This is a genomic window from Sulfurospirillum sp. E15m (genome assembly GCF_059415145.1).
This window is the reverse complement of the sequence record NZ_JCAHZS010000001.1, coordinates 726,055-748,187: the sequence shown is the minus strand read 5'-3', so window position 1 is coordinate 748,187 and position 22,133 is coordinate 726,055. Positions and strand designations below refer to the sequence as shown.

Annotated in this window: 20 protein-coding genes; 3 read left to right on the top strand and 17 right to left on the bottom strand. The window is 40.1% G+C overall.

The window, feature by feature from the left end; all coding sequences use genetic code 11:
• The first annotated feature begins 118 nt into the window (after window positions 1–118).
• Both AC5SLP_RS03750 and AC5SLP_RS03745 read left to right on the top strand, forming a co-directional pair.
• On the top strand, window positions 119–1,009 hold the full coding sequence (locus AC5SLP_RS03750; RefSeq protein WP_495253787.1) for a phosphatidylserine decarboxylase: 891 nt from the start codon (window positions 119–121) through the stop codon (window positions 1,007–1,009).
• Window positions 945–2,933, top strand: coding sequence for an EAL domain-containing protein (locus tag AC5SLP_RS03745; RefSeq protein WP_495253786.1), 1,989 nt, complete (start codon window positions 945–947; stop codon window positions 2,931–2,933). The genes AC5SLP_RS03750 and AC5SLP_RS03745 overlap by 65 nt, the downstream gene beginning before the upstream one ends.
• A gap of 45 nt (window positions 2,934–2,978) precedes the next feature.
• Here AC5SLP_RS03745 and AC5SLP_RS03740 read toward each other — a convergent pair whose 3' ends face one another.
• From AC5SLP_RS03740 to AC5SLP_RS03680, 13 genes are all read right to left on the bottom strand, one after another.
• Window positions 2,979–4,178, bottom strand: coding sequence for an OprD family outer membrane porin (locus AC5SLP_RS03740; RefSeq protein ID WP_495253785.1), 1,200 nt, complete (start codon window positions 4,176–4,178; stop codon window positions 2,979–2,981).
• A 300-nt stretch (window positions 4,179–4,478) separates the two neighbouring features.
• Complete coding sequence (locus tag AC5SLP_RS03735) at window positions 4,479–6,080, bottom strand: methyl-accepting chemotaxis protein (protein WP_495253784.1); 1,602 nt, start codon at window positions 6,078–6,080, stop codon at window positions 4,479–4,481.
• A 31-nt stretch (window positions 6,081–6,111) separates the two neighbouring features.
• On the bottom strand, window positions 6,112–6,966 hold the full coding sequence (locus AC5SLP_RS03730) for a c-type cytochrome (protein WP_495253783.1): 855 nt from the start codon (window positions 6,964–6,966) through the stop codon (window positions 6,112–6,114).
• A complete protein-coding gene (locus tag AC5SLP_RS03725; protein WP_495253782.1) occupies window positions 6,963–8,213 on the bottom strand; it encodes a cytochrome b in 1,251 nt (416 codons plus the stop codon). The genes AC5SLP_RS03730 and AC5SLP_RS03725 overlap by 4 nt, the downstream gene beginning before the upstream one ends.
• Before the next feature lie 9 nt (window positions 8,214–8,222).
• Window positions 8,223–8,726 (bottom strand): Rieske 2Fe-2S domain-containing protein, encoded by a 504-nt coding sequence (locus tag AC5SLP_RS03720; RefSeq protein WP_495253781.1) that lies wholly within the window; start codon window positions 8,724–8,726, stop codon window positions 8,223–8,225.
• A gap of 12 nt (window positions 8,727–8,738) precedes the next feature.
• Window positions 8,739–9,032 (bottom strand): c-type cytochrome, encoded by a 294-nt coding sequence (locus AC5SLP_RS03715; protein ID WP_495253780.1) that lies wholly within the window; start codon window positions 9,030–9,032, stop codon window positions 8,739–8,741.
• Window positions 9,033–9,128: 96 nt separating this feature from the next.
• Window positions 9,129–10,796, bottom strand: coding sequence for a sensor histidine kinase (locus tag AC5SLP_RS03710; protein WP_495253779.1), 1,668 nt, complete (start codon window positions 10,794–10,796; stop codon window positions 9,129–9,131).
• Window positions 10,789–12,462 (bottom strand): ABC transporter substrate-binding protein, encoded by a 1,674-nt coding sequence (locus AC5SLP_RS03705; RefSeq protein ID WP_495253778.1) that lies wholly within the window; start codon window positions 12,460–12,462, stop codon window positions 10,789–10,791. The genes AC5SLP_RS03710 and AC5SLP_RS03705 overlap by 8 nt, the downstream gene beginning before the upstream one ends.
• Window positions 12,449–13,141 carry a response regulator transcription factor gene (locus AC5SLP_RS03700; RefSeq protein WP_495253777.1) on the bottom strand — a complete coding sequence of 231 codons (693 nt, stop codon included), beginning with the start codon at window positions 13,139–13,141 and terminating at the stop codon, window positions 12,449–12,451. Before AC5SLP_RS03700 ends, AC5SLP_RS03705 begins: the two co-directional genes overlap by 14 nt.
• Window positions 13,142–13,231: 90 nt before the next feature.
• Entirely contained in the window at window positions 13,232–13,597 is a 366-nt protein-coding gene (locus AC5SLP_RS03695) for a hypothetical protein (RefSeq protein ID WP_495253776.1), read from the bottom strand.
• A gap of 3 nt (window positions 13,598–13,600) precedes the next feature.
• Entirely contained in the window at window positions 13,601–14,239 is a 639-nt protein-coding gene (locus tag AC5SLP_RS03690; RefSeq protein ID WP_495253775.1) for a 4Fe-4S dicluster domain-containing protein, read from the bottom strand.
• A gap of 12 nt (window positions 14,240–14,251) precedes the next feature.
• Window positions 14,252–16,528 (bottom strand): molybdopterin-dependent oxidoreductase, encoded by a 2,277-nt coding sequence (locus AC5SLP_RS03685; RefSeq protein WP_495253774.1) that lies wholly within the window; start codon window positions 16,526–16,528, stop codon window positions 14,252–14,254.
• A complete protein-coding gene (locus AC5SLP_RS03680; protein ID WP_495253773.1) occupies window positions 16,529–17,086 on the bottom strand; it encodes a TorD/DmsD family molecular chaperone in 558 nt (185 codons plus the stop codon). It abuts the gene before it with no gap.
• A 271-nt stretch (window positions 17,087–17,357) separates the two neighbouring features.
• Here AC5SLP_RS03680 and AC5SLP_RS03675 point away from each other — a divergent pair, with 271 nt between their 5' ends.
• Complete coding sequence (locus tag AC5SLP_RS03675) at window positions 17,358–18,101, top strand: ferredoxin-thioredoxin reductase catalytic domain-containing protein (protein ID WP_495253772.1); 744 nt, start codon at window positions 17,358–17,360, stop codon at window positions 18,099–18,101.
• Window positions 18,102–18,153: 52 nt separating this feature from the next.
• Here the strand turns inward: AC5SLP_RS03675 and ychF are convergent, their stop codons facing one another.
• The 4 genes from ychF to AC5SLP_RS03655 form a co-directional block, all read right to left on the bottom strand.
• Window positions 18,154–19,254, bottom strand: coding sequence for a redox-regulated ATPase YchF (gene ychF, locus AC5SLP_RS03670; RefSeq protein WP_495253771.1), 1,101 nt, complete (start codon window positions 19,252–19,254; stop codon window positions 18,154–18,156).
• A 92-nt stretch (window positions 19,255–19,346) separates the two neighbouring features.
• Window positions 19,347–19,472, bottom strand: a complete 126-nt coding sequence (locus tag AC5SLP_RS03665) for a hypothetical protein (RefSeq protein WP_495253770.1) — start codon at window positions 19,470–19,472, stop codon at window positions 19,347–19,349.
• 8 nt (window positions 19,473–19,480) lie between these two features.
• Window positions 19,481–20,605: a cytochrome d ubiquinol oxidase subunit II gene (locus AC5SLP_RS03660; protein WP_495253769.1), complete on the bottom strand. Its 1,125-nt coding sequence runs from the start codon at window positions 20,603–20,605 to the stop codon at window positions 19,481–19,483.
• Window positions 20,598–22,133 (bottom strand): cytochrome ubiquinol oxidase subunit I, encoded by a 1,536-nt coding sequence (locus AC5SLP_RS03655; RefSeq protein ID WP_495253768.1) that lies wholly within the window; start codon window positions 22,131–22,133, stop codon window positions 20,598–20,600. The genes AC5SLP_RS03660 and AC5SLP_RS03655 overlap by 8 nt, the downstream gene beginning before the upstream one ends.

Below are 22,133 nucleotides of genomic sequence, written 5' to 3'. Positions count from 1 at the left end.
TCTTTAAAAAGTTCTAAAGATTAAAAGATAAAATCGTATCATAATTTTTTAATTTAGTCTCAATAAAGTCGTTCCTTTGGTATAATCTTTTTTTATAAAATTTTTCGAAAAGAGTTTCATGCAACGTTACCCAAATTTTAAAACATCTTCGTTATCACGTCTTTTTGGTATTTTCGCGTCCAAAGAGTTTCCAAGTGTGATACAACGCATTATCAATAAAGCCTATGTTACCCTCATGAAAGTCGATCTCCAAGAATTTGAAGAAGCCTCTTTTTACAAAAGCCTCAATAAACTTTTTACACGCCGTTTTAAAACAAGACGCCTTTTTAACATCAACGAAAAAACATTTATTTCACCGTGTGACAGTCTCATCAGCGCGTATGGAGCCATAGAACACTCCACAGCACTTCAAATCAAAGGGTTTCATTATAACGTCAGCCATTTATTGGGTGATTATATTTCCAAAGAGCAAAAAGCAAAACTTGAGGGGGGAAGTTTTATCAATTTTTATCTCTCGCCCAAAGATTATCATCGTTACCATGCTCCTATTGATATGCGCATCACCAAAGCGGTTCATATCCCAGGAAAACTCTACCCTGTCAATTTTACATGGCTCAGTAAAATCAACAATTTATTTATCGAAAATGAAAGAGTTGTGTTAGAATGTTATACACAAGAGAACCAACTGTTTTATATGGTTTTTGTAGGTGCTTTGAATGTAGGAAAGATAGCATTCAGCTTTGATGCTTCTATTCAAACCAATGCATGTACCAATCTCCAACGCTATTATTGTTATGACAACCTCAAAATCTCCAAAGGGGAAGAACTCGGTCATTTTGAAATGGGTTCAACGATTGTGATGTTGTTTGAAAAAGAGTTAATTCATTTTGATCTGGGTCATGTCCGTACGGTAAAATTTGGACAACCTATAGGAGGGACTTCGCGTGGAACGCCAACAGATAGAACAACTCAAGAAGATGAGCAAGGAATTCACACTTCTTTACATTGAAGATGACGCCCAAGCGAGAACTGCCGCTACTAGTCTCTTTTCCGAATTTTTTGATACCCTGTATGTAGGAGAAAATGGCGAAGAGGGATTAGCCCTCTATCACGCACATCAATCCCAGATAGACATTATCATCACAGACATTACGATGCCTCGTATGAATGGGGTTGAGATGATTCAAGCCATTCGACAAAGCAATACGGAGATTGCTATCGTTGTTCTATCGGCACACAATGAGACACACTATTTTATGCAAACCATTGAAGCGGGAGTCGATGGCTATTTACTCAAACCTCTCAATACCACACAACTTATCTCAACACTCTCACGCGTGTTGGAAAAAATTCATTTACGTAAAGAAAATACTAAAAACGCTCTCTTACTCAAACAATATGAGAATATCACGAACATCAGTTCTATCATCTCAAAAACCAATCCCAATGGGATTATCACCTATGTCAATGATAAATTTTGTCAAATTTCTGGCTACAATAAAGATGAACTCTTAGGGCATTCTCACAACATCATTCGCCATCCCGACATGCCAAAAAATGCCTTTAGAGACCTCTGGAAAACCATCAAAGAAGAGAAAAAAACATGGCAAGGTATTGTGAAGAACCGTGCCAAAAATGGCGATTCGTATTATGTTAAGACGACGGTTCAACCCATCTTGAATCCCGATGGAGAGATTGAAGAATTTATCTCTTTACGCCATGATATTACGGCCATAATGAGCGATAAAAAGCAGCTCTTTGATTATTTAGCGAACAATACGCTTTCGGTACTGATTTTAGTGCAAATCGAAGACTACACGATTTTGGAGAAGTTTTACGATAAAACCAGTGTGGAAAAAATCGAAAATATTTTTGGAAAGACTCTGCTGTATTTGATGCCAAATCGTTGGGGATTTCAACGCGTGTATCACCTTGAAAATGGTCTGTACGCCTTTGCGATTGATAGAAGAAGTTGTAAAGCCAGTAAAGAGGAGATACAAGAAACACTTGAGCTTTTTTTAGCCAATGTCAAAGAACATGTTGTCAAAATCGACCACATTGAGTATGATATTTCCGTCATTTGTAGCTTTACGTATGGTATTTTCAAAGTCTTTGAAGATGCCAAAATTGGGATTGAACAAGCAATTGCGACCAAGCAACCTATCATCTACGCCGATGGGCTTTCAGGGATTGAATACGATAACGCCCTTAAAAACATCGAAACGATTCACACCATTAAAACAGCTATCGACACAGGCAATATCATCTCGTATTTTCAACCTATCGTCAATAACCAAACACAAGAAGTTGAAAAATACGAATCTCTAGTGCGACTCATCAATACGGAAGGTCAGCTGCTGACTCCTTATTTTTTCCTCGAAGTGGCAAAAAAAGGTCGATATTACTCTAAAATTACTAAAATTGTTTTAGATAACTCGTTTGCGGCATTATCAAAAATAAGCGATGTTTCTATCTCGGTAAATCTCTCTTTACACGATATTGAGCGTGAGGAGATTGTTCAGCACATCAACCATCTGCTAAGACAATACCCAACAGAAACGAATCGCATCATTTTTGAGCTTTTAGAGAGTGAAGATATTCGTGATTTTTATAAAATAAAACAGTTCATTCAGCAGATTAAAGCACAAGGCGTTAAAATTGCCATCGATGACTTTGGTACGGGATACTCAAACTTTGAGCGAATGCTCTCGTATGAGCCCGATATTTTAAAAATTGATGGTAGCTTAATTAAAACCATCACCACCAATGAAGTCAGCCGACACATCGTTGAAACAATCGTCATGTTTGCACAAAAACAAAAATTAACCACGGTTGCTGAATTTGTCGAAAATGAGGAAATTTATGCATTGGTACGCGCTTTGGGCGTGGACTACTCGCAAGGATACTACTTCGGAAGACCCGAAATGTTTTAAAGAACTCTTTTACATGTAATGACATGTAAAAGAGTTTCAAACTTCTTAAAATGCGTAACGTGCACTAAATCTAAATTCATCTTTATCTTTAGCACCTGCAAGATCACGATTTTCTTTATCGTACATGACTAAGAAACTAAGCCCTTTAAGCGCTCCATCAAAGGCATAATTACCCGTAAGTGATACATAAGATGCTTTACCATAGGAAAGGTCATCATCATCAGTGACGGTATAAGCCACATTCACAGACGTGCGAGGATTAAACGTATATCCAAGTCCTAAAGCGTATGCCTCTGTGTTTGCAGGGTAACTGCTAGAGAGAATAATCGTTCCAGTATAAGCCAAGTCTGCGCCCCAACCGATACCAGGTGTGACTGTAGCGTCTTTACTGACACTGCTGTACGCAACATAACCATTCACTGCGCCGTATCCTAGACTTGCTTTAAGTCCATAGAGGTCTGAGCTTTTACTGCCTGTAATGTCTTTGTCGTTGTAGTAATATTGCGCGGCTAATCCATAAGTAAAGGCATTTACAACAACGCTGTACGCTGCTTCAGCATACGCCATTGCCCCTTTGGTATTAATATCTTCCGCGTAAGCGGCTGTCAATGTTAAATTTGTGATAGATTTATTTACGGCAACAAGTGTATAAGCGCCATCTTCTAAAAGAGGTGAGGCTCCATAACCATTGCTATACGTTGTAAACTCTCCAATATGTCCTGCTCCATCTGTTTGTGCTTGAAACTTTTGAACATAGGCTGCGGTTAAGGTTGTATTAGGAAGGTCTGTATTGACGATGCTTGCACCTTCAAATGACTCTTTCACCATACGATTGCCTAAAGAGGCGATAAGAGGTGTATTTAAAAACATGCGTCCGACTTGAACGGTTGTTTTGCCCGCATTGTAAGAGAGATAAGCTTCTGAAAGTTGCGCACCTGAACCATACTCATCCCAACCAAACTGTTGTTTTGCGTTCGCACTTGCAAAAGGTGCGTGGTTGGTTTGCCCTGTCAAATTTAAACCAAAACCATTCAGTGTTGCTGTTTTATAGTTGAGCATTACGCCCACGTTAAAAATAGAATCACTTGGTATGGCAGGATTTCGGTCACGATCCCAATAAAACGCTTTTAACTCACCGCTGATTTTACCTTCTTTGAACGCATCCGCAAGTGTGTCTGCACCAAAAGAACAAGTAACAAGCCCTGTCATACAAAGAGCTGCCAAGCTTAATTTTGCCAATTTCATAGTATTCCTTTAAGGGTAGTAAATTGTTTTTACATGTAAAAACAATGACGTTAATTTATGCCAAAAAAGATGTGTGAGCGTTATGCTTTAAGCACATCCAGACAGACGCATAAACCCATCTGCCTAATTCTTTAATCTGCCCGTTGTTTTAATAATTAATTTGAAGCTTCAAGAAAAATTTTAAATAAAAAAAAGAGCAAAATAATCGCAGCGGCAAAGAGTTTTAGTGACGAAAAAACAGAGGGTCTTATATGTGTAGAAAAGAAGCAAATGTCACTTCTTTTTTAAAGGAGAAAGAGGTTAAGCGTCGTTTTGTGTACGAAAAGTATGTAACGTACTTTGCAGTTGATGACTTTTGTGTGCTTGTTCACTGGCAATGCTTTGAAACTGTAAAGAGGTCTCCTTGGTCTCGTTGGCAACGCCCACCATTGTTTGGGCGACATCCACCAAAGCTTCGATGTGATGCAGTGATTGACTGTTTTTGTGCATGGTTTCTTCTGCGTTTTCCATAGCTAAAGAGAGCTTTTTATCGGACGTGCGGGCTTCATCGATCAGTGTTTGAGAATGAGACGAAATGGCCACAGCATTTTGCGAACTTTTTTGAATCTGCTCACTCACTTCCACAATCCCCGAACCAATGGCATGCACAACCACGCTGATCTCTTCAAGGCTTTTTTGAGTTTTCTCTGCTAATTTTCGCACTTCATCTGCGACAACGGCAAACCCACGCCCATGTTCTCCTGCACGTGCAGCTTCGATGGCAGCATTAAGGGAGAGAAGATTGGTTTGAGAGGCTATCTCTTCAATCGTATTTAAAACCTGTTTGATCTGTTCAGCATGCGTGTTGAGCTGTGATGTTTTTAAAGCCAACTCTTTTTCATGCTCGCTGTCACTTTGAATGCGCTTCACGGAAGCTTCAAGCTCTACAAAAAGTGTACCCAAGGCATCTCTTGCTTCATGTAAGTTTTGAGAACTGGTTTGAGAAAGGCTATACGACTCACTGGTTTCAGTGCGAATCGCCATAATGGAGTGATGGACTTGCGCAATTGAATCAATTTGCGATGCAAGTTTCTCGACAAGCGTCGTAGCGACCTGCATCATCTCTTCTGCCGATGCTAAGTTGGACGACGAGCTGTGTTTGACATCATTAAGCGTTGTTTGAATTTTGACTAAAAATTCATTGATCAAAGAAGAGACCACACCCAGTTCATCGTAGTGCTTAATCTCAATGCGTTTGGTCAAATCACAATCCCCTTTGGCGACATTGTAAACCATCAATCGTAATGTCTCAATGACACCAAAAATCTCTTTTTTGAAAAAAAGCAAAAAGCTCACCAAGATAAGCCCATCCGCTAAAACCATAAAAAACACAATACGCATTTTTGCCGTGGCGATGCTCTCTTTTGCCTGTTGCGTCGAGATAATGAGTTCACTCACTCCCAGTACCGAACCTTCTTTGGCATTGGTATGGCAGCTTAAACAGGAGACTTCGGCTTTAAGAGGAAGGGCAATGCGAATGTATTCTTGATTTTTTTCAGTAAATTCTTCAAACAACTCATTTTGCTGATTGAAGAGTGAGGCTAATGTAGGGGGAATGGGTGCATCGTGATCACTCGCAAAAAGCTCTTTGACCGATGGACCTTTGTAAACTTTTAAGGCAGAAACGCCAGAAATGGAAGCGGCATTTTCAATCGTAGCGGCAATCACTTCAGGATCACCTGAATTCATACTGCTTTTGAGTGTTTGAAAAATAGAAGCGGAGAGCATTGTGGAAGAGTTTTTAAATTGGCTCTTCGTCAATTTCTCAAAATCGTGCGATATTAAAAAAAAGAGCATCCCAAGCGTGCCCAATGTTGCGAAGAAAAGTGTAAAAATTGTTTTGGCTTTAATCGTTTTGAACATCACCCACCTTTGAGAAAAGAAAAGAGGCGGCTTACGCCACCTCTTTCCAAATTTGAACTTTCCACAAATACGCTATTAGGGTAAAAATAGCCATAAATCCTATAAGTTTTAAGCCAAGGCTTTCACGCTCAGCTTTTTTGCGATCTCCTACTTTCTCAAGATAAGCAATTACTTGGTCTTGCGAAGCTTCAGTGAGTCCCACGCGAGGCATTGCAATGCCCTCAACCATTTTCAGCGGTTCGTTAATAAACGTGGTTAAATACTCAGCTTTTTTAGAGCGAATCATCATTGACAAATCAGGCGCTTCCGCACCCAAATATGCTTTAATATTTACATTAGGCGTTTGAGACTTAAAGGCGTCATATTTCACACTATGGCATCTTCCACATGCTTCTTGAAAGACTGCTTTATCACTGATTTTTTGCGAAGCAATACTTTCAAAATAAGCAATCATATCGGCTATTTCTTGTTCGCTCAAAAAGTTAAAACTTGGCATTGCGTACGGCTTCGCATCGGTAAACTTGTGGCTTAGTTGCGCTGTTTTTACAGGGTCTTTGATAAAAGCAGCGAGGTAATTTTTATTATAAATCAGTCCTGCATGACTCAAATCGGGAGGAACGATACCATAACTCGCTACGGCATCGGCATCAGAAAGCGGCGCAGGCATTCCTTGCGATGAGAAGCCATGGCATGCGATACAATTTGCCTCCACCAGTTCTTTGCCTTTTTGAAAATCACCTTTTACAGGTAAAGCATCTACATCTTTAAAATTAAAATCAGCAGGCGCTACATGTGGATGCATTTGGGAATGCGCATAGGGTTCAACACCAAAATAGGTCACAGCGGTAAAGAAAAGAACAACCGCTAAAATTTTAAGCTCTCTCATTGCTCACCTCCTTTGGCTTCTTTTTTAGTAATAAAAGGAAGAGCAACAAAAAGACCTAAGAAGACCACAGCCGCCACAAATCCAACCCAAGCATTGACCCCAGTCGGTGGTAATTTTCCGTAAACCGTTAAAACAATCATGTCGCACACTAAAAGCCAAAACCAGTATTTAAACACAGGTCGTTTGTGCGCAGGTGCGGTATTCATCGGATTGCGGTCTAAGAAAGGAAGTAAGAAGAAAACCATATTCGCAATGACAAAAGCCACTAAACCAATATCCATTGCGGCAATCCCTGCGATATCGAAGAAAAACCCTCGAAGCACTTCATAGTTCCACAAAAAATACCACTCAGGATAGATATGCGGTGGTGTTTTCATTGAATTGGCAGGCTCAAAATTAATCGGATCCATCGCAAAATCAAAGTGATAACAGACAAGGGCGAAGAAAATCGTCATAAAAAAGCCAACCACAAAAAAATCTTTGGAAAGAAACACTGGCCAAAAGGGTACAACTTTAGACTCTTTTTTTCTGCCTTCTAAATATTTTTCCGCCTCTTTATCAAAGTCAAAGAGTTCGGACTCTTGGTTATTCACATGCGGAAAACGCAAAGAGTAAAAATGCACTGCAATGACGGCTAAAATGACTAATGGCAATAACACAACATGCAACATAAAAAAGCGTGTTAAGGTTGCATCTGCAACGACATAATCACCCCGAATCCAAATGACAACAGCATCACCGATGACAGGAATGCCGCTAAAAAGGTTGGTAATAACTTGCGCCGCCCAGTAACTCATTTGTCCCCACGGTAGCATGTATCCACTAAACGCTTCGGCTGAAAAGGCAATAAAAAGAAGCATACCTGTTAGCCATATCATCTCTCTGCCTCTTTTGTAAGAGCCGTAATAGATGCCCGTAAAAAGGTGGATATAGATGATAAGAAATGTCGCAGAAGCCGCAACACCGTGCATATGTCGCCATAACCAACCGTACTCGACCTCTTGCATAATCGTATAATTAACGCTATCAAACGCCAGATTCACATCAGGCTTATAGTACATTAACAACAATAGTCCCGTTACAAGAAGCACACCAAATAAGACGACCAAAACAACACCCATTGCCCAAAGGAAATTGATGTTCTTAGGAATCCAATATTCACTCATCATCACGCGCACAAAGGCACGCACGGCTAAACGCTGGTCAAGCCAGTCCACAAAGCCTTCGCTTTTCCTGATTTCTGCCATACCCTACTCCTACGCTTTTTTCATCATTTTTTTGTACTCTTCACCCTCTTCGCCTAACACAAGTGTCTCACCTACAATTTTAAAAGGGGGAATATCTAAAGGGCGTGGTGGTGGACCAAAAGTGTTGATGCCACTAGCATCAAAGACGCCACCATGACACGCACAAAGAAAGCTCTTCTTTTTAGCATCATACGAAGGGATGCATCCAAGATGGGTACACAAACCAATAACAAGCGTAAAAACCTTCTCGCCGATGACCACATCACGTTTTGCATTTTTAGGGGTATCTGCACTTTTGCGTAGCACAAAAATAGGCTTTCCACGCCAAGCAAAATTGCGCGCTTCACCCTCTTCTAGTGTCGAAACATCCACCGTAACAAAACCCGCTGATTGGACACTTGGGAGAGGGTCCCAACTCTTTTTCATCGCACCCAGCGCACAAACACCGCCCACAGCCGTTACGCCTGCGAGCGCCATCCCCATAAAATCACGTCTATTTTGACAGGTAGCCATTCCGCATGCCCACTATTTTTTAGTGATAAAAGAGGCAATCTCTTCCATTTGCGCATCATTCAGCGTAGCAACTTGTGCTTTCATCATTGCTTTCATTGCTTTACCGTAACTGCCATCTTTATACCCTTTAAGCGCTTTGAGAAAATCTGTTTTACTCATATCTTTAATGATTAAGCTTTTTCCTAAAGCTGCTTTTTCACCTTCAGCACCGTGACAGGATACACACTTGGTATAAAGAGGGGTTGCATTTGCAGTAACGCCACAGAAGATTGCGGCAACGAGGATTGATGTAGTAACTTTTTTCATTGAATACTCCTTAATGGTAATAAGGAAAATAGTAGTGAAAAAAAAGAGCAAAAAAATGTGATAAGGTCTATTTCAAGGGAAAAATGAAGTGTTTTTTTATTTAAAATGTTTAATTTTAATGGTAAAGAGTGCACCGTGTTCCGTGTTGCTAACGGTGACGATACCATTCATGTTATTTTCAATAATCATTTTAGTCATATAAAGCCCTATGCCCGTTCCCTGCTTTGCATGTTTTGTCGTGAAATAGGGTTCAAAAATGCGCTCTATATGTTCTGGTGCAATACCTCCACCGTTGTCTTCGATTTTGATGAGAGTATATTTATCGCCATTTTTGACACTCATGTGAATGAACGGATTTTCTATCTGTCTGTCAGTCAGAACATCTTTGGCATTAGAAAGGATATTAAGGAGTGCTTGAGCAAACTCATTGGGGTAACCAAGGACTTTAATCTCCTCTTCGGCAACCAATGAAAACTCAATGGAGTGATAACGAAGCGAAGCTTGTATGATGGAGCTCGCTCGTTCACACGCATCGTTGATTTCAAATATCTCTTTATCTTTGGAAGGTTTAAAAAAGTTTTGAAAATCGCTAATCGTATTGGACATGTATGCCGTGATACGGTTACACTCATCAATCTTTTCCGTTAAAAACTCTTCCGTAAAATCATCAAAATGCTGTCTTACTTGGATAATCATCAAAATGGCATTGATTTCGCCCAAAGGTTGTCTCCACTGATGAGCGATATTGCCGATCATATTGCCCATCGCCGCAAGTTTACTTTGTTGGATTAACAATTGTTCTTGACGTGTACGTTCATCAATCTCTTGTTGAATGCGAAGCTCCAAGTTATCAAGCATTTCATTCATCACGGCTTTGAGTAAATTAAGCTGAGCCGAGTTCCCAGAAGCAACGAGCCTACGATTGAGATTGCCAAGTTTTAAATCGGCTACGACATTGGTTGCATCTTCAATTAATTGGCTATCTTGTTCTAAATTATGCTGAATAATCTCAATATTTTTGTTGATTTGGCGTGCCATATCGCCTAGTTCATCTTTATTCATCAATGCAATATGTATTTTAGTCGCCTCTTCAGACGATGGAGACTTCAGATAATCAAAAAATTGTCTGAGCCCATGCCTCACTTGTAAAATAGAATCAACAATATTTTTTGCGATAAAAAATCCACATAAAAACGTTAGTAAAACAATCATCACCAACCAAATTGCAATAAAATATTTGGAATTAACCGCTTGGTGACTTGCTTTTGCATAGGTTTCAGAAGAGTGAGCAAGTTCATTTTTTTGCAACACTTCCAAAGAATCCATGAGAGTATAAAATTGGTCACGCTCCACGGTGTTGGCATTAATAAAAGCACCTTCTTCAAAATCATCTTTCAAAAAAGCTTGATTGGCTAAAACCAGCGCTACATAATTTTTCCACTGCGAATAAATTTGAGTAGGAAGTTTGCTAAAAGGTTCGTCCATTTGCGTATGCATCTCATTGATTTTGTTCAAGATATCTTTACGTAAATCCTCATTAGGCGCCATAATCAAAGAGAGTGATTGTTCTCTGAGCTTAAATAATGGCAAGATATAAGATTGCTGAATGGTTTGAACTCTCTTTGATCCTTCAAAGACATTATTGACGTTTAGAACTCCTTTTTCCGTAATATCAAACGCTAAAAAAGAGAGCGTTACAATCGCGCAGATGCCTAAAGAAGCCATTAGAAAAAATTTATACCGCATGGAAAGATACTTAATCATAATTAAACCTTAAAGGAAGCATCGGTGCTTCGCGCTCTTTGGGATAGGCCTTATTACCTCTAATGGACCAATGATATTTAGTGAGTTTTGCTCGCCAAAGTGGCATAATCAAAACCGACGAGGGTTCATAATGTACCTCTTTATTCACGGCTAAAACGATGTTAGGAGAAGGTACAAATAGCATATACGCTTGTTCATATGCTCGCTTGACAATTTTAGCCACAATATCGTCAAATGCTTTACTTTGAAATTCTGTATCAAAAAATTGCTCAATGTACTCTTGCATCACATCGTCTTTATCAATCGCCGACCATTTATCAGAGATACGATACGCAAAAAACGCTGTCCAAGGATTGTTACTGCTCCAATCATCATTGCCCCATGTTAAGATATCCCACTTTTTGGGAGAGGCTCTATTGGTTAAGAGCTGAGTGTAAATCTCTTTTTCATTTGGCGTAATTGTATAATGTAATTTCACGCCGTATTTCTTCAGTTGATGTTCAATACCGTGCCATAAGAACATAAAACGGTCCATCGTGATAACATCCAGTTCCAAACCATTTAAAATAGCTTTGAGCTCTTTCTCTTGCGCCTCCGAATGGTGCAGTGTTTCACCCCATGTTTGCAGACCTTGTGTCGCTAATTTGACAGAATAATAATTCACGGAGACTTCAGTAGGAGCGAGCTTGCCCTCTTTTTTATACACAAAATTTAAAAGATTACTTTGATTGATTGCTTTATTCAGCGCTATACGAATTTTTTTATCTTGAAGTTTACTGTTTGGTTTGAGGAGATTAAAATAAATGGAGATGTTATGTGTTGAAGGTTTGGTGTACAATCGTGCGTATTTTGAAAGAACTGTTTCAACTTTTTTATTAAACGGAATAGGTGTGATGTCAAGGCTTTCATTTTCCAATGCCATATGAACCGCCTCTTTAGAGGTAAGTTCCGTAAAAATAGTGACATTCTCAATATAAGGCAACCCGGCTTCGTAGTAATGAGGGTTGGCTTTAAGCTCTAAAATAGGCGTTTGAAATCGCCCTGTCGCAAATCCTTTTTCCAAGATATAAGGACCCAATCCAAAAGGTCCCGGTGCTTGCATACTATTACATGTAGAATCTTCGCCCGTGCTCCAACCGTAGCGTTTGAGATACGAAGATGTGTACAACGTAATGGAAGTTAAGTCACTAAAAAGCAAGCCATAGGGTTTGTAAAGATGAATGCGAATTTTATCATCGGAAACCTTGGTCACGCTTCGAAGGCGTTTGTGAATATCAGAATAGACCACAGGCTCTTTGAGGAAGTACTTAAAATTTTCGACGACAGAATCGGCATTAAAAGGCGTACCGTCTTGAAACAATACACCTTTGCGCAAAGAGAATTCATAGGTAAGCTCGTCTATTTTAGTATACGATGTCGCCATCATATATTCCCATCCCTGACGATTACCGCTGGAGCGAAGCAAGGTACCATTGACCAATTTAGAAACATATAAATACGGCATGGTGGGTAAAAATACTCTGATGTGTGACCCCTCAACTCGCTCATTAATCAGGATAGAAGCAGTATCATCACTTCGATAATAAAAAGGATTTTTCCACTCTTGTGCTAAGGCATTGTTCATCAAAAAACATAAAAGCAGTAAAAGCACGTTAGCACATTTCAAATCGGTACCCAACCCCTGACAAATTCGTAATAAAATCTTTCGGTAACTTCTTGCGTAAATTGCGTACTAAAGAGCGCACGGCACTATCGGTCATCACATCATCTTGCCAAACATGCGCTTGTAACTCTTCATACGTTACGATACGTTGTTTATTGTGTAAAAGTAGTTCTAAAAAGCCTGCCTCTTTTTTATTCAGATGAATCGTCTCCCCTTGAAAGGTCAATTGTTTCTGGTCGCTATCATACAAGTAGCCACAAGGAAGTTCATAAACAATCGTATGCGTTAGGGAGATGCGTTTCATGCAGCGTTCAAGGGCATCCATAATCCCTTTAAAATTGACGGGTTTTACAATGTACTGTTCTAAATGTAAATCAATCACATTCAAAAGATACTCTTTATCGGTATGTGCTGAAATAATCACTAAAGGCGTCATTTCATCTTCTTTGCGTATGGCTTTTACTAATTCTACGCCATTCATAATGGGCATTAAAATATCGGTAATGACGATGTCAGGACAGCACTCTTTATAAAGTTCAAGCGCAGTTTTTCCATTCTCTGCTTCAATCACTTCTTTGGCATAATAACGAAGTGATGCAGCAATATTTTTTCGTATGCCCTCTTCATCTTCGGCGTAAAGAATCCTAAGCGTCTTCAATCGTTCCAAAAAAAGTTTATCCACGTTTGAGACTCCTTGAACATAGTGTTATTTAGATTTCTTCGCGGTAAAGCTGATTTTTGTGTTTGCAAGACTTGCAACCTGTATACCGCCTCAACTTCCTTTATACATCAAATTCACACGAACCAAAAGTTCGTACGTTCCTTCCACTAACGGCTTGATACTCGTTTTGGGGTACCAGCCTTGAACTTCAGGTTCTTTGGGGGCATGAATCGTATCAACAAAAACACTGACCATATACCCAGAAGGTAAGTCGGGCTTTTCCAATTTTATTATAACGAAGTTTTCTTGTCCAACAACATAAGAACTGGGTTCTTGAATGTCCACATGTTGGTGGGATAGCGTACCAAACACTGGATCGCCAAAACTACAAACGGTTGGAGCAGCCATGCTGCCCCAAGCGCAACTCCATAAAGCCCATACCATCAAAAATGCTATTTTGAGCTTTAAAGAAGCCATGATTTATCCTTTAGGTTGTCTGTAAATCTCTTTTGGCATAGAAGGATGGATAAAACGAGTACTTGGATGTGTTTCCGCATTGATCGCATAGTCAATCCCTATTGGAGACGCATTAGCATACTCTTTGTATTTTGGATCGTGCAAGTCAATAATCGTAATGGCATGAACTGGGCATGATTGAACACATGCTGTTGTTTTACCATCAGCTTGTCTCTCCCAACACATACTGCACTTCTCGGCTTGTCCCATTTTGGTATTGAATTTAGACGCACCAAACGGACACGCTTTGACACACCCACCACAGCCGATACAAATCGTTTGGTCGTGTTTACAAATACCCGTTTCAGGGTCTTTCGTATGCGCTCCAACAGGGCAAATTGCCACACAGGCTGGGTTTTCGCAGTGGTTACATGCCAATGAAAAATAGAAACGCTCCATCGGCATTTTCACTTTGGGTGCTTTTTGGTACGACGTTAAGGTTGGCAAGATATTGTTGTTATCCATCAAATAATCTTCCCCACCTACTTCTCTTACTTTGCGCCATAAAATTCCATCGTCTTGATGATACTGATTTTTACAGGCCATTGCACACGTATTACATCCTAGACAGATACTGCCATCGACTAAAAAAGCTTTTTGCATCACAATCTCCTGTTATAGTTTTCTAAAATTGACAAAGGTATCATGAAGAGCAACACCTGGCGCTCCCGTTTTAAACGCACCCATGTCTGAACTGGTGTCATCAACGAGTTCATTGACGTTGTAAATATTGTTGTTGTACCATTGCTCATACATCAAAACCGTACCTGCTTGAACGTTATCGGTAAGTTTGGCTTTCACACGTAAGAGTCCTTGTTTGTTAAAGACAGCTACCGTATCGCCCTCTTTGACCATTTTGGCTTCAGCATCATCAGGATTGATGTATACGTATGGTTCTGGGTGAACATCTTCCATCCACTCTAAGTTTTGGAACTGTGAGTGTAAGCTCCATCTGCTGTGAGGCGATGTCATACGGAATTTATCGTACGGTTTGCGTACTTCAACATACGTTGGCAAGGCATTACCAAAAAGCTCCAACGCTTTGTCTGAGTAAAACTCAAACTTGCCGCTTGGTGTTTTAAACTTGCCATCAGCGTATGGAATCACCGCTTTAGCTTTGACTGGTCCATTTTTAAGCTCTTCCCATGATTTAATGCCAAATTGCTCATAGATGCCAGGGTTAAACTCTTTGATCATCATCGCTTTGGTATCAACACTTTGAGGGAAGGTACATGAGCCAGCTTCTAGTTTATTCATATGTTTGGAAAGCAGTGCTGCGATTTCAACATCGGATTTTACTTCAAAAAGAGGTTTGATCGCTTGTTCATTCACGCTTAACCAGTAGTGCCAGTAAGAGACATTGACATCGTACTCTTCAAACTGTGTCGCAACAGGAAGGACAATATCCGCCCATTTTGCCGTTTCATTAAAGAACTGATCTGCAACAACAACAAGATCAAGTTGTTGGAACGCACGAATAAGTTGATTGCGGTCAAAATCTTGAGAGAAGACATTTTTACATGCAACCCACAGGAGTCTTACTTTTGGCTCTTTTGCCTCAAGAAGGCTACGTGCTGTTTTGTTGATATTGAGAGAACGATCCGTATAGGACGCTTTTTCACCACTCTCTTTTGCAAATTCACCTTTGATAGTGCTAATACCTGTGAAACCTACACTGCCTTCTGGTTTTGGCATGGAAAGTGCTGCATAATTAAAGCCCCATGTACTAAGGTGTCCATAACGAGCACCACCTGCGTATTTGCCGATGTTGCCAGAAACAGCTACTAAGGCGTCAATCGCACGAATCATCGAACCACCATTGGTGTGACGTTGCATACCATAACCCATCCAAATGGTCGCAGGTTTTGCTTTTGCAAATGATAAAGCCAACTCTTTAATCATTGCAAGAGGGATACCTGTCGTTTTGGAAACATTGTCTAAATTGATCTCTTTATCCAAGTACGCTTTGTACTCTTTGTAACCTTTTGAGTTTGCATCGAGCCATTTTTGATCATGGAGGTTAGCATCAATGATAATTTTTGCCATTCCAAGCGCTAAAAGACCGTCTGTTCCTGTTTTGATCTGAATGTACTGACTGGATTTTGAAGCGGCTTCGGTAAAGACAGGGTCAATGACTACAACTTTTGCCCCTTTGCTCTTTGCTTCATAGATGTATTTCATTGAGTGAACAGAGTTACTCGCAGGATTAACACCCCAGAGAATAATAAATTTACTGTCTTTCATCTCTTCAGGGTCATTACACCACATGTCACCCATGTCAAGGTTTTGCGCATCAATACCCGCTGGCCAGCATGGTGTTCCAGCAAGTCTGGTGGTATAACCAATAGAGCTAAACATGCCTTCAATACCGTAATGGGTGATACCAAAGTTACCAGAATATTTGGTGAGTGCAGCACCAAGTAACGTTCCATCTTCTTTTTTCATCTCTAAAAGTTTTTTTGCAATCGTTTCCATTGCATAATCCCAAGAGACGCGTTTCCAGTTGCCTGAACCTTTTCCGCCCACTTGCATCATTGGGTATTTCAAACGACGCGCTGAATAAACACGCTTGACGTAGGAATTTCCTTTGACACAACAACCACCTCGGGTGTATGTGGACTCCTGAGCACCTTCGATAAACTGCATAACCCCATCTTTGACGTAGGTTTTAATACTACACGTGTCGTAACAGTTTCTTGGACACGCATTGCGAAACGTTTGGTAATTTTTTTGCCCAAGGTAGGGGATTTTAGTATTAAGGTCTTCATTGGCTTGGAGAATACCTCCAGGAAGTGACGATAATACACCACTGGCTGCTAAGCCTTTTAGAAAACTTCTTCGGCTGATGCCGTTGTTGAGAATGCTCTCAACTTTTTCTTTGGAATAACTCATTCAAGAACTCCTTGTTGTCGTGGTTTCTCTTATCAGTAACGATTTGAGCTGTTGTAAAATAAAGGTAATAGCAGGTGCATCTTTCTCACTCTGCGCTAAACCACGCTCCAAAAAGCGCGGTATCCAAAGGGCTAAGTGTTCGTGTAAAAAATAGTGACGAAGCTCACTCAAATAGGTTATCTCTTTAGCCTCTTCTAGAAAAAGTAGTTGGTAGTAAGCGTCCAGTTCAACGCCCAAATGATCCTCTGGTATGACGTTTTTAAGCGAATAAGTAAATCCCATCGTTTCATACAAATCTCTTACATGTAAGGTACTTTTAGACATAAAAACATCAGGATTATCAAGGTAAACGGAAGCAAATGGATCGGCAATGGTTTCCATAGGACCTACAAAATAGCGATTAAACTGTACTTCTAAATCTTCTTCTGAAATGGTAATGGAAGAACCCAGTGCATCAAACGCGCATTTAAGTTCTTTGGAGTTTTGGGCATTAAAGATATCACGAAGATGTTTAATGTCATCGAGCCTGGAAGTCGTTTGCGGTTGAAAGGTTTGCATCTTAAACTCTTTTTTTAATTTATTTTTTTAACCAACTAAGGAAATGGTAAAGCAAAAAAAGAGCAAAAAAATCGCAAAAATGATTTTATATGTTAATTTTTGACATTTTTGTCAAAGAAGGGAAAAATAAGTAAAATGAAGAAAAATTATATTTACATGTAAAAAAACTTTCTTCTCTTTCTTGAGGCTTTACATGTAAAACCTTTCTTTAATTTTCTTCCAATACAAACTCTTTATAATGGTGTTCATAAAATAAATAAAAGGAATATGTTTGATAACAAAAATAGATATGAACTCCCCTGAATTTTTAGCAGAACTTGAAAAAACAGAAGCGTTTACGGATAGAGTCTGTGAACAATTTGGCTTTGTATACACACCGCTTGATGAAGTCAAAGAGTCCATCCAACAAGGCTTAACCCGCAATAAAATGATTTACGGCAAGCGCTACTGTCCCTGTTTTATGGTGATGGGGAATACCCCAGAAGAACAAGCACAAGCAGAGAATCGTTTGTGCCCTTGCAAACCAGCTTTGAACGTTGAAATTCCACAAAACGGTAAATGTCACTGTACTATCTTTTGCACCCCTGAACACGCGCGTGAACTCGCACAAGAAGAGAGCGTGGAAGAGCTCGCCCATACACATGCAAGAGGGCTGAGTAAAGAAGAGTGTGAAACATTGATGAAAAAGAAAGAAATTGATGCCAATGAGCTTGAAGCACTTCTTGAGGCACGTGCAAACGGCTCTGTGAAATTCAACTTAGTCGATACACGCGAATGGATGGAATGGGTGGGGCATCGCATTAAAGGAACAGACTATTTAGTTCCAACCACCAGTTTTCATAATGCCCTCTCACAATTAAATGGACAAGAAAACACACCGATTATCGTCTACTGTTACAGTGGCAGTCGAAGTGCGTATTGTCAGCGCATTTTATTGCATATGGGCTATAAAACTGTCATCAACCTAGACTACGGCATTATGTCGTATGGTGGGGAATGTGAAAGCGGAGAGTAAAGCGTAGTACTCTTTTACATGTAAAAGATTTACATGTAAAAGAGTCAGTCATTTATACGTTAAATCTAAAGTGCATGACATCGCCGTCTTGGACGACGTAGTCTTTGCCTTCTAGTCGCATTTTACCAGCTTCTTTAGCGCCTGCTTCACCTTTGCAAGCGATATAATCCTCATACCCAATGACCTCAGCGCGAATAAAACCTTTTTCAAAGTCGTTATGAATGACAGCTGCTGCTTTTGGGGCTTTCCAACCTTTTTCAATCGTCCAAGCACGCACCTCTTTAACACCTGCGGTAAAGTACGAAGCCAATCCTAATTTTTCAAATGCCAAACGAATAATTTGTTTCAATCCTGATTCTTCAACGCCCAATTCTTTCAAAAATTCTTCGGCCTCGTCTTCTTCTAGTGCGACCATCTCTTCTTCAACTTTGGCACACAAGACAACCACATCAGCGCCTACGCTTTGTGCATGGGTTTTGACAGTTTTAACAAAATCATTCTCTTCTAACAAGCCTGCTTCATCAACGTTAGCGCCATAGATGACTGTTTTATTGGAGAGAAAACGTAACTCTTTATTGAGCGCTTCAAAATTCGCATCGTTTTGCTCAGGGAAAGTGCTTACAGGTTTTAGTTCATCTAGATGTGCTCTTAATTTTTCGGCAACTTCTAAAATACCTTGTGCAGATTTGTCTGCTTTAGCTTGACGTCGAAGACGGTCAAGTTTTTTATCGAGTTGTTGGACATCGGCTAAGATAAGCTCGGTTTCGATGATTTCAATATCGCGCAAGGGATTGACGCTGTCTTCTACGTGTGTGATGTTTTCATCTTCAAAACAACGTACCATGTGTAAAATGACTTCAACTTCACGAATGTTTGATAAAAACTGATTACCAAGACCCTCGCCTGCACTTGCACCTTTAACTAATCCCGCGATGTCCACAAAGTCCACCGTTGAGTGCTGAATGCGTTCAGGTTTGACGATTTTTGCAAGCTCTTCAAGACGTGGATCAGGAACGGGGACAATGGCTTTATTGGGCTCAATCGTACAAAACGGATAGTTTGCTGATTCTGCATTTTGCGCTTTGGTGAGCGCATTAAAAGTGGTTGATTTTCCAACATTGGGGAGTCCTACAATACCGACACCTAAACCCATAGACTATACCTTTAAAATTAATTTTTATAGGCGATTTTATCCTATATCGTCTTAAAACCGCCTACCTCTTCTTTGGATAGCCTTGTATGCCGTTATTTGTCTTTTAAATTTTCTTCAAAATGAGAAATGTTTAAAACAATAAATTTATAAGAGACATAAATGAGCACAGGCCATGTGCAAAGCCATAAAATTTCTGTTGTGTAATGTGTTGCTTCCATGTTATCTCCTAATAATGATGCGCATCAGCTTCCACTTCGGCTGATGTTACTTTTTCTTTATTCATCGCTCTCCATACCAGAAAAATGTACCCTAAAACAAAGGGAACACCCAATGAAACATAGCTCATTGATTTAAGAGTATAGAGCGATGAAGAGCTATTTTCAATCGTCAGTGAACTTTGAATATGACTTAAGGAAGGATAAATCGTTGTCGCATTAAAGCCTAATAAACAGAGCAAACTTACCGCAACCAAAACCGTACCGATACCACTGAACCAAATACCTTTCGTGCTTCGCTTAAATAAACTAATCGCAATGGCATACAAAACAGCCAACGCACCCATGCCAAACGCTACGATGAGGAGAGGATTGGCGATAAAGTTTTTCAAAAATTTGAACGTTTCAACGTAAACATACTCACCTTTATACGAAAACCCACTCATCATTAAAAGCATAACGAGCATGGCAACAAAAAAGCCTACAAAGAATATAGCGTCTTTGAAAAGTTGGACTCTGGTATTTTTAACAATGGCTTCATCATCAATGGCGTTGAGAAAATAGAGTTCGGCTTGAACACGGGCTAAGAAAAACAACATAAATCCAAACGCAACATTAAACGGGTTTAGTACCCCTTCTAATCCATAACTGGACATCGTCCACGCGGAGAGATTCATATCGTTTCTCACAAAATTCCCCCCGGTAAATAGCGTGCCTAGGGCTATACCTATGAGGATGATTCCTACACTACCATTGACCCATAAAAATGCTTCATACGTACGCGTGCCTAAAAAATTGTCCGGTTTCTTGCGGTACTCATACGATACGGCTTGAATGATAAAACAAAACAGTATCGCCATCCACACATAATACGCCCCACCAAAACTGACCGCGTAAAACAGAGGAAAAGCCGCAAAGAGTGCGCCTCCAAACATGACAAGCGAGGTAAAGGAAAGTTCCCATTTTCGACCTAAAACAGCGACTAAAACATTGCGTTGTTTTTCATCTTTAGCGATGGCATACAAAAGCGTTTGTCCGCCTTGCACAAACGTGATAAACACAAACAACGCCCCGATAAGCGAAACCAAAAACCACCAATAGTGTTGAAGACCCAAAAGTGATATATTTTCAAACATGACTCTCTCCTTCTGGTCCTATGGTTATCTGCTTGAGCATAATTTTTATCTCAGCAATCAACAATCCTGTAAAAATAATCACAAATAATCCTAAAGTAATCATCACCGAAACCGAGTCAATATGCGAACTTGCCACACCTACAGGAAGCATGCCTTGAATCGCCCACGGTTGTCTGCCGACTTCCGCCACGATCCAGCCCGCCTCTCCTGCAATATACCCTAAAGGAATCGACCAAAGAGCGGCACGTAACAGTAGTTTTTGATGGTCGATTTTGCCGATCATCGAAAAATAGAGCACAAAGAAAAAGAGTGCTAAAAACCAACTTCCAAGTCCCACCATAATGTGAAAACTGTAAAACGTCAGTCCAACAGGCGGTATGATTTGAGACGGTTTATTCAAATAGCTGTACCCTAAAAATGCTTGATGCTCACGAAATGTTTTTAAAGCATTTTCCATCGTTGGGGCATCCGATACTTTTTGAGCCTCTTTATACGTTCGTAGTGCCCCCAAAGCGATTTTGCCTTTGTCTATTTTACTTTGGGCTGGTTCAATGCCAAGTGCTGGATTGCCTAAAACCAAATCATCAATACCCGGAACAAACGCATCGATACTTCGAAACCCTAAAAAGGAGAGCGCATAGGGAATTTCAATCGACCACACAAATTCATCTTTGCCATCACCTATCTCTTTTTCCGTGTTAAGCTGACCAATCGCCACGATACCCGCACGACGTTTTCCATCGTATAAGCCTTCCATAGCCGCCAATTTTGTGGGTTGGGTGAGTGCTACTTGATGCGCTGATTCATCGCCTGTTGCCACTAAAAAGATAGAGACAAGCAGACCAAAGGAAGCGCCTACAATCATACTGCGCTTTGCAAATAAAACCTCTTTTTTCTTAAGCAAATACCAACTACTAATGCCCACAACAAACAAAGAACCCATCACATAACCGCTGCTAATGGTATGTAAGAACTTTGAAACCGCATTGGGATTTAAAAGTACATCCCAAAAATTGTTCATCTCAAAACGCGCACTGTTTAGATTAAATTCCATGCCCACAGGGTGTTGCATCCACCCATTGGCTACTAAGATCCAAAGTGCCGATAAATTAGAGCCAATCGCCACAAGCCATGTCGATAAGAGGTGCATTTTAGCAGAGACTTTATCCCAGCCAAAAAACATCACGGCAAAAAAGGTGGATTCCATAAAAAATGCCATAATGCCCTCTATTGCTAGAGGTGCGCCAAAGATATCGCCGACGATCCACGAATAATTTGACCAATTGGTGCCAAATTCAAACTCTAAAATGATGCCAGTAGCTAGACCTATCGCAAAATTAATGGCAAAAAGTGTCATCCAAAACTTAGTGATTTTTTTCCATTGTGCATCGCCTGTTTTAACATAAATGCTTTCCATAATCGCAATGATAAAAGAGAGACCTAACGTGAGAGGAACAAACAGCCAGTGGTACAGCGCCGTCAATGCAAATTGAGCACGTGACAGCTCAACGATAAGAGAATTGTCCAT

Bases quoted from the DNA above. Each gene is read 5' to 3' on its own strand.
- AC5SLP_RS03750 (WP_495253787.1), top strand. From the start codon at position 119: ATGCAACGTTACCCAAATTTTAAAACATCTTCGTTATCACGTCTTTTT.
- AC5SLP_RS03740 (WP_495253785.1), bottom strand. From the start codon at position 4,178: ATGAAATTGGCAAAATTAAGCTTGGCAGCTCTTTGTATGACAGGGCTT.
- AC5SLP_RS03735 (WP_495253784.1), bottom strand. From the start codon at position 6,080: ATGTTCAAAACGATTAAAGCCAAAACAATTTTTACACTTTTCTTCGCA.
- AC5SLP_RS03730 (WP_495253783.1), bottom strand. From the start codon at position 6,966: ATGAGAGAGCTTAAAATTTTAGCGGTTGTTCTTTTCTTTACCGCTGTG.
- AC5SLP_RS03725 (WP_495253782.1), bottom strand. From the start codon at position 8,213: ATGGCAGAAATCAGGAAAAGCGAAGGCTTTGTGGACTGGCTTGACCAG.
- AC5SLP_RS03720 (WP_495253781.1), bottom strand. From the start codon at position 8,726: ATGGCTACCTGTCAAAATAGACGTGATTTTATGGGGATGGCGCTCGCA.
- AC5SLP_RS03715 (WP_495253780.1), bottom strand. From the start codon at position 9,032: ATGAAAAAAGTTACTACATCAATCCTCGTTGCCGCAATCTTCTGTGGC.
- AC5SLP_RS03710 (WP_495253779.1), bottom strand. From the start codon at position 10,796: ATGATTAAGTATCTTTCCATGCGGTATAAATTTTTTCTAATGGCTTCT.
- AC5SLP_RS03695 (WP_495253776.1), bottom strand. From the start codon at position 13,597: ATGGCTTCTTTAAAGCTCAAAATAGCATTTTTGATGGTATGGGCTTTA.
- AC5SLP_RS03690 (WP_495253775.1), bottom strand. From the start codon at position 14,239: ATGCAAAAAGCTTTTTTAGTCGATGGCAGTATCTGTCTAGGATGTAAT.
- AC5SLP_RS03685 (WP_495253774.1), bottom strand. From the start codon at position 16,528: ATGAGTTATTCCAAAGAAAAAGTTGAGAGCATTCTCAACAACGGCATC.
- AC5SLP_RS03680 (WP_495253773.1), bottom strand. From the start codon at position 17,086: ATGCAAACCTTTCAACCGCAAACGACTTCCAGGCTCGATGACATTAAA.
- ychF (WP_495253771.1), bottom strand. From the start codon at position 19,254: ATGGGTTTAGGTGTCGGTATTGTAGGACTCCCCAATGTTGGAAAATCA.
- AC5SLP_RS03665 (WP_495253770.1), bottom strand. From the start codon at position 19,472: ATGGAAGCAACACATTACACAACAGAAATTTTATGGCTTTGCACATGG.
- AC5SLP_RS03660 (WP_495253769.1), bottom strand. From the start codon at position 20,605: ATGTTTGAAAATATATCACTTTTGGGTCTTCAACACTATTGGTGGTTT.
- AC5SLP_RS03655 (WP_495253768.1), bottom strand. From the start codon at position 22,133: ATGGACAATTCTCTTATCGTTGAGCTGTCACGTGCTCAATTTGCATTG.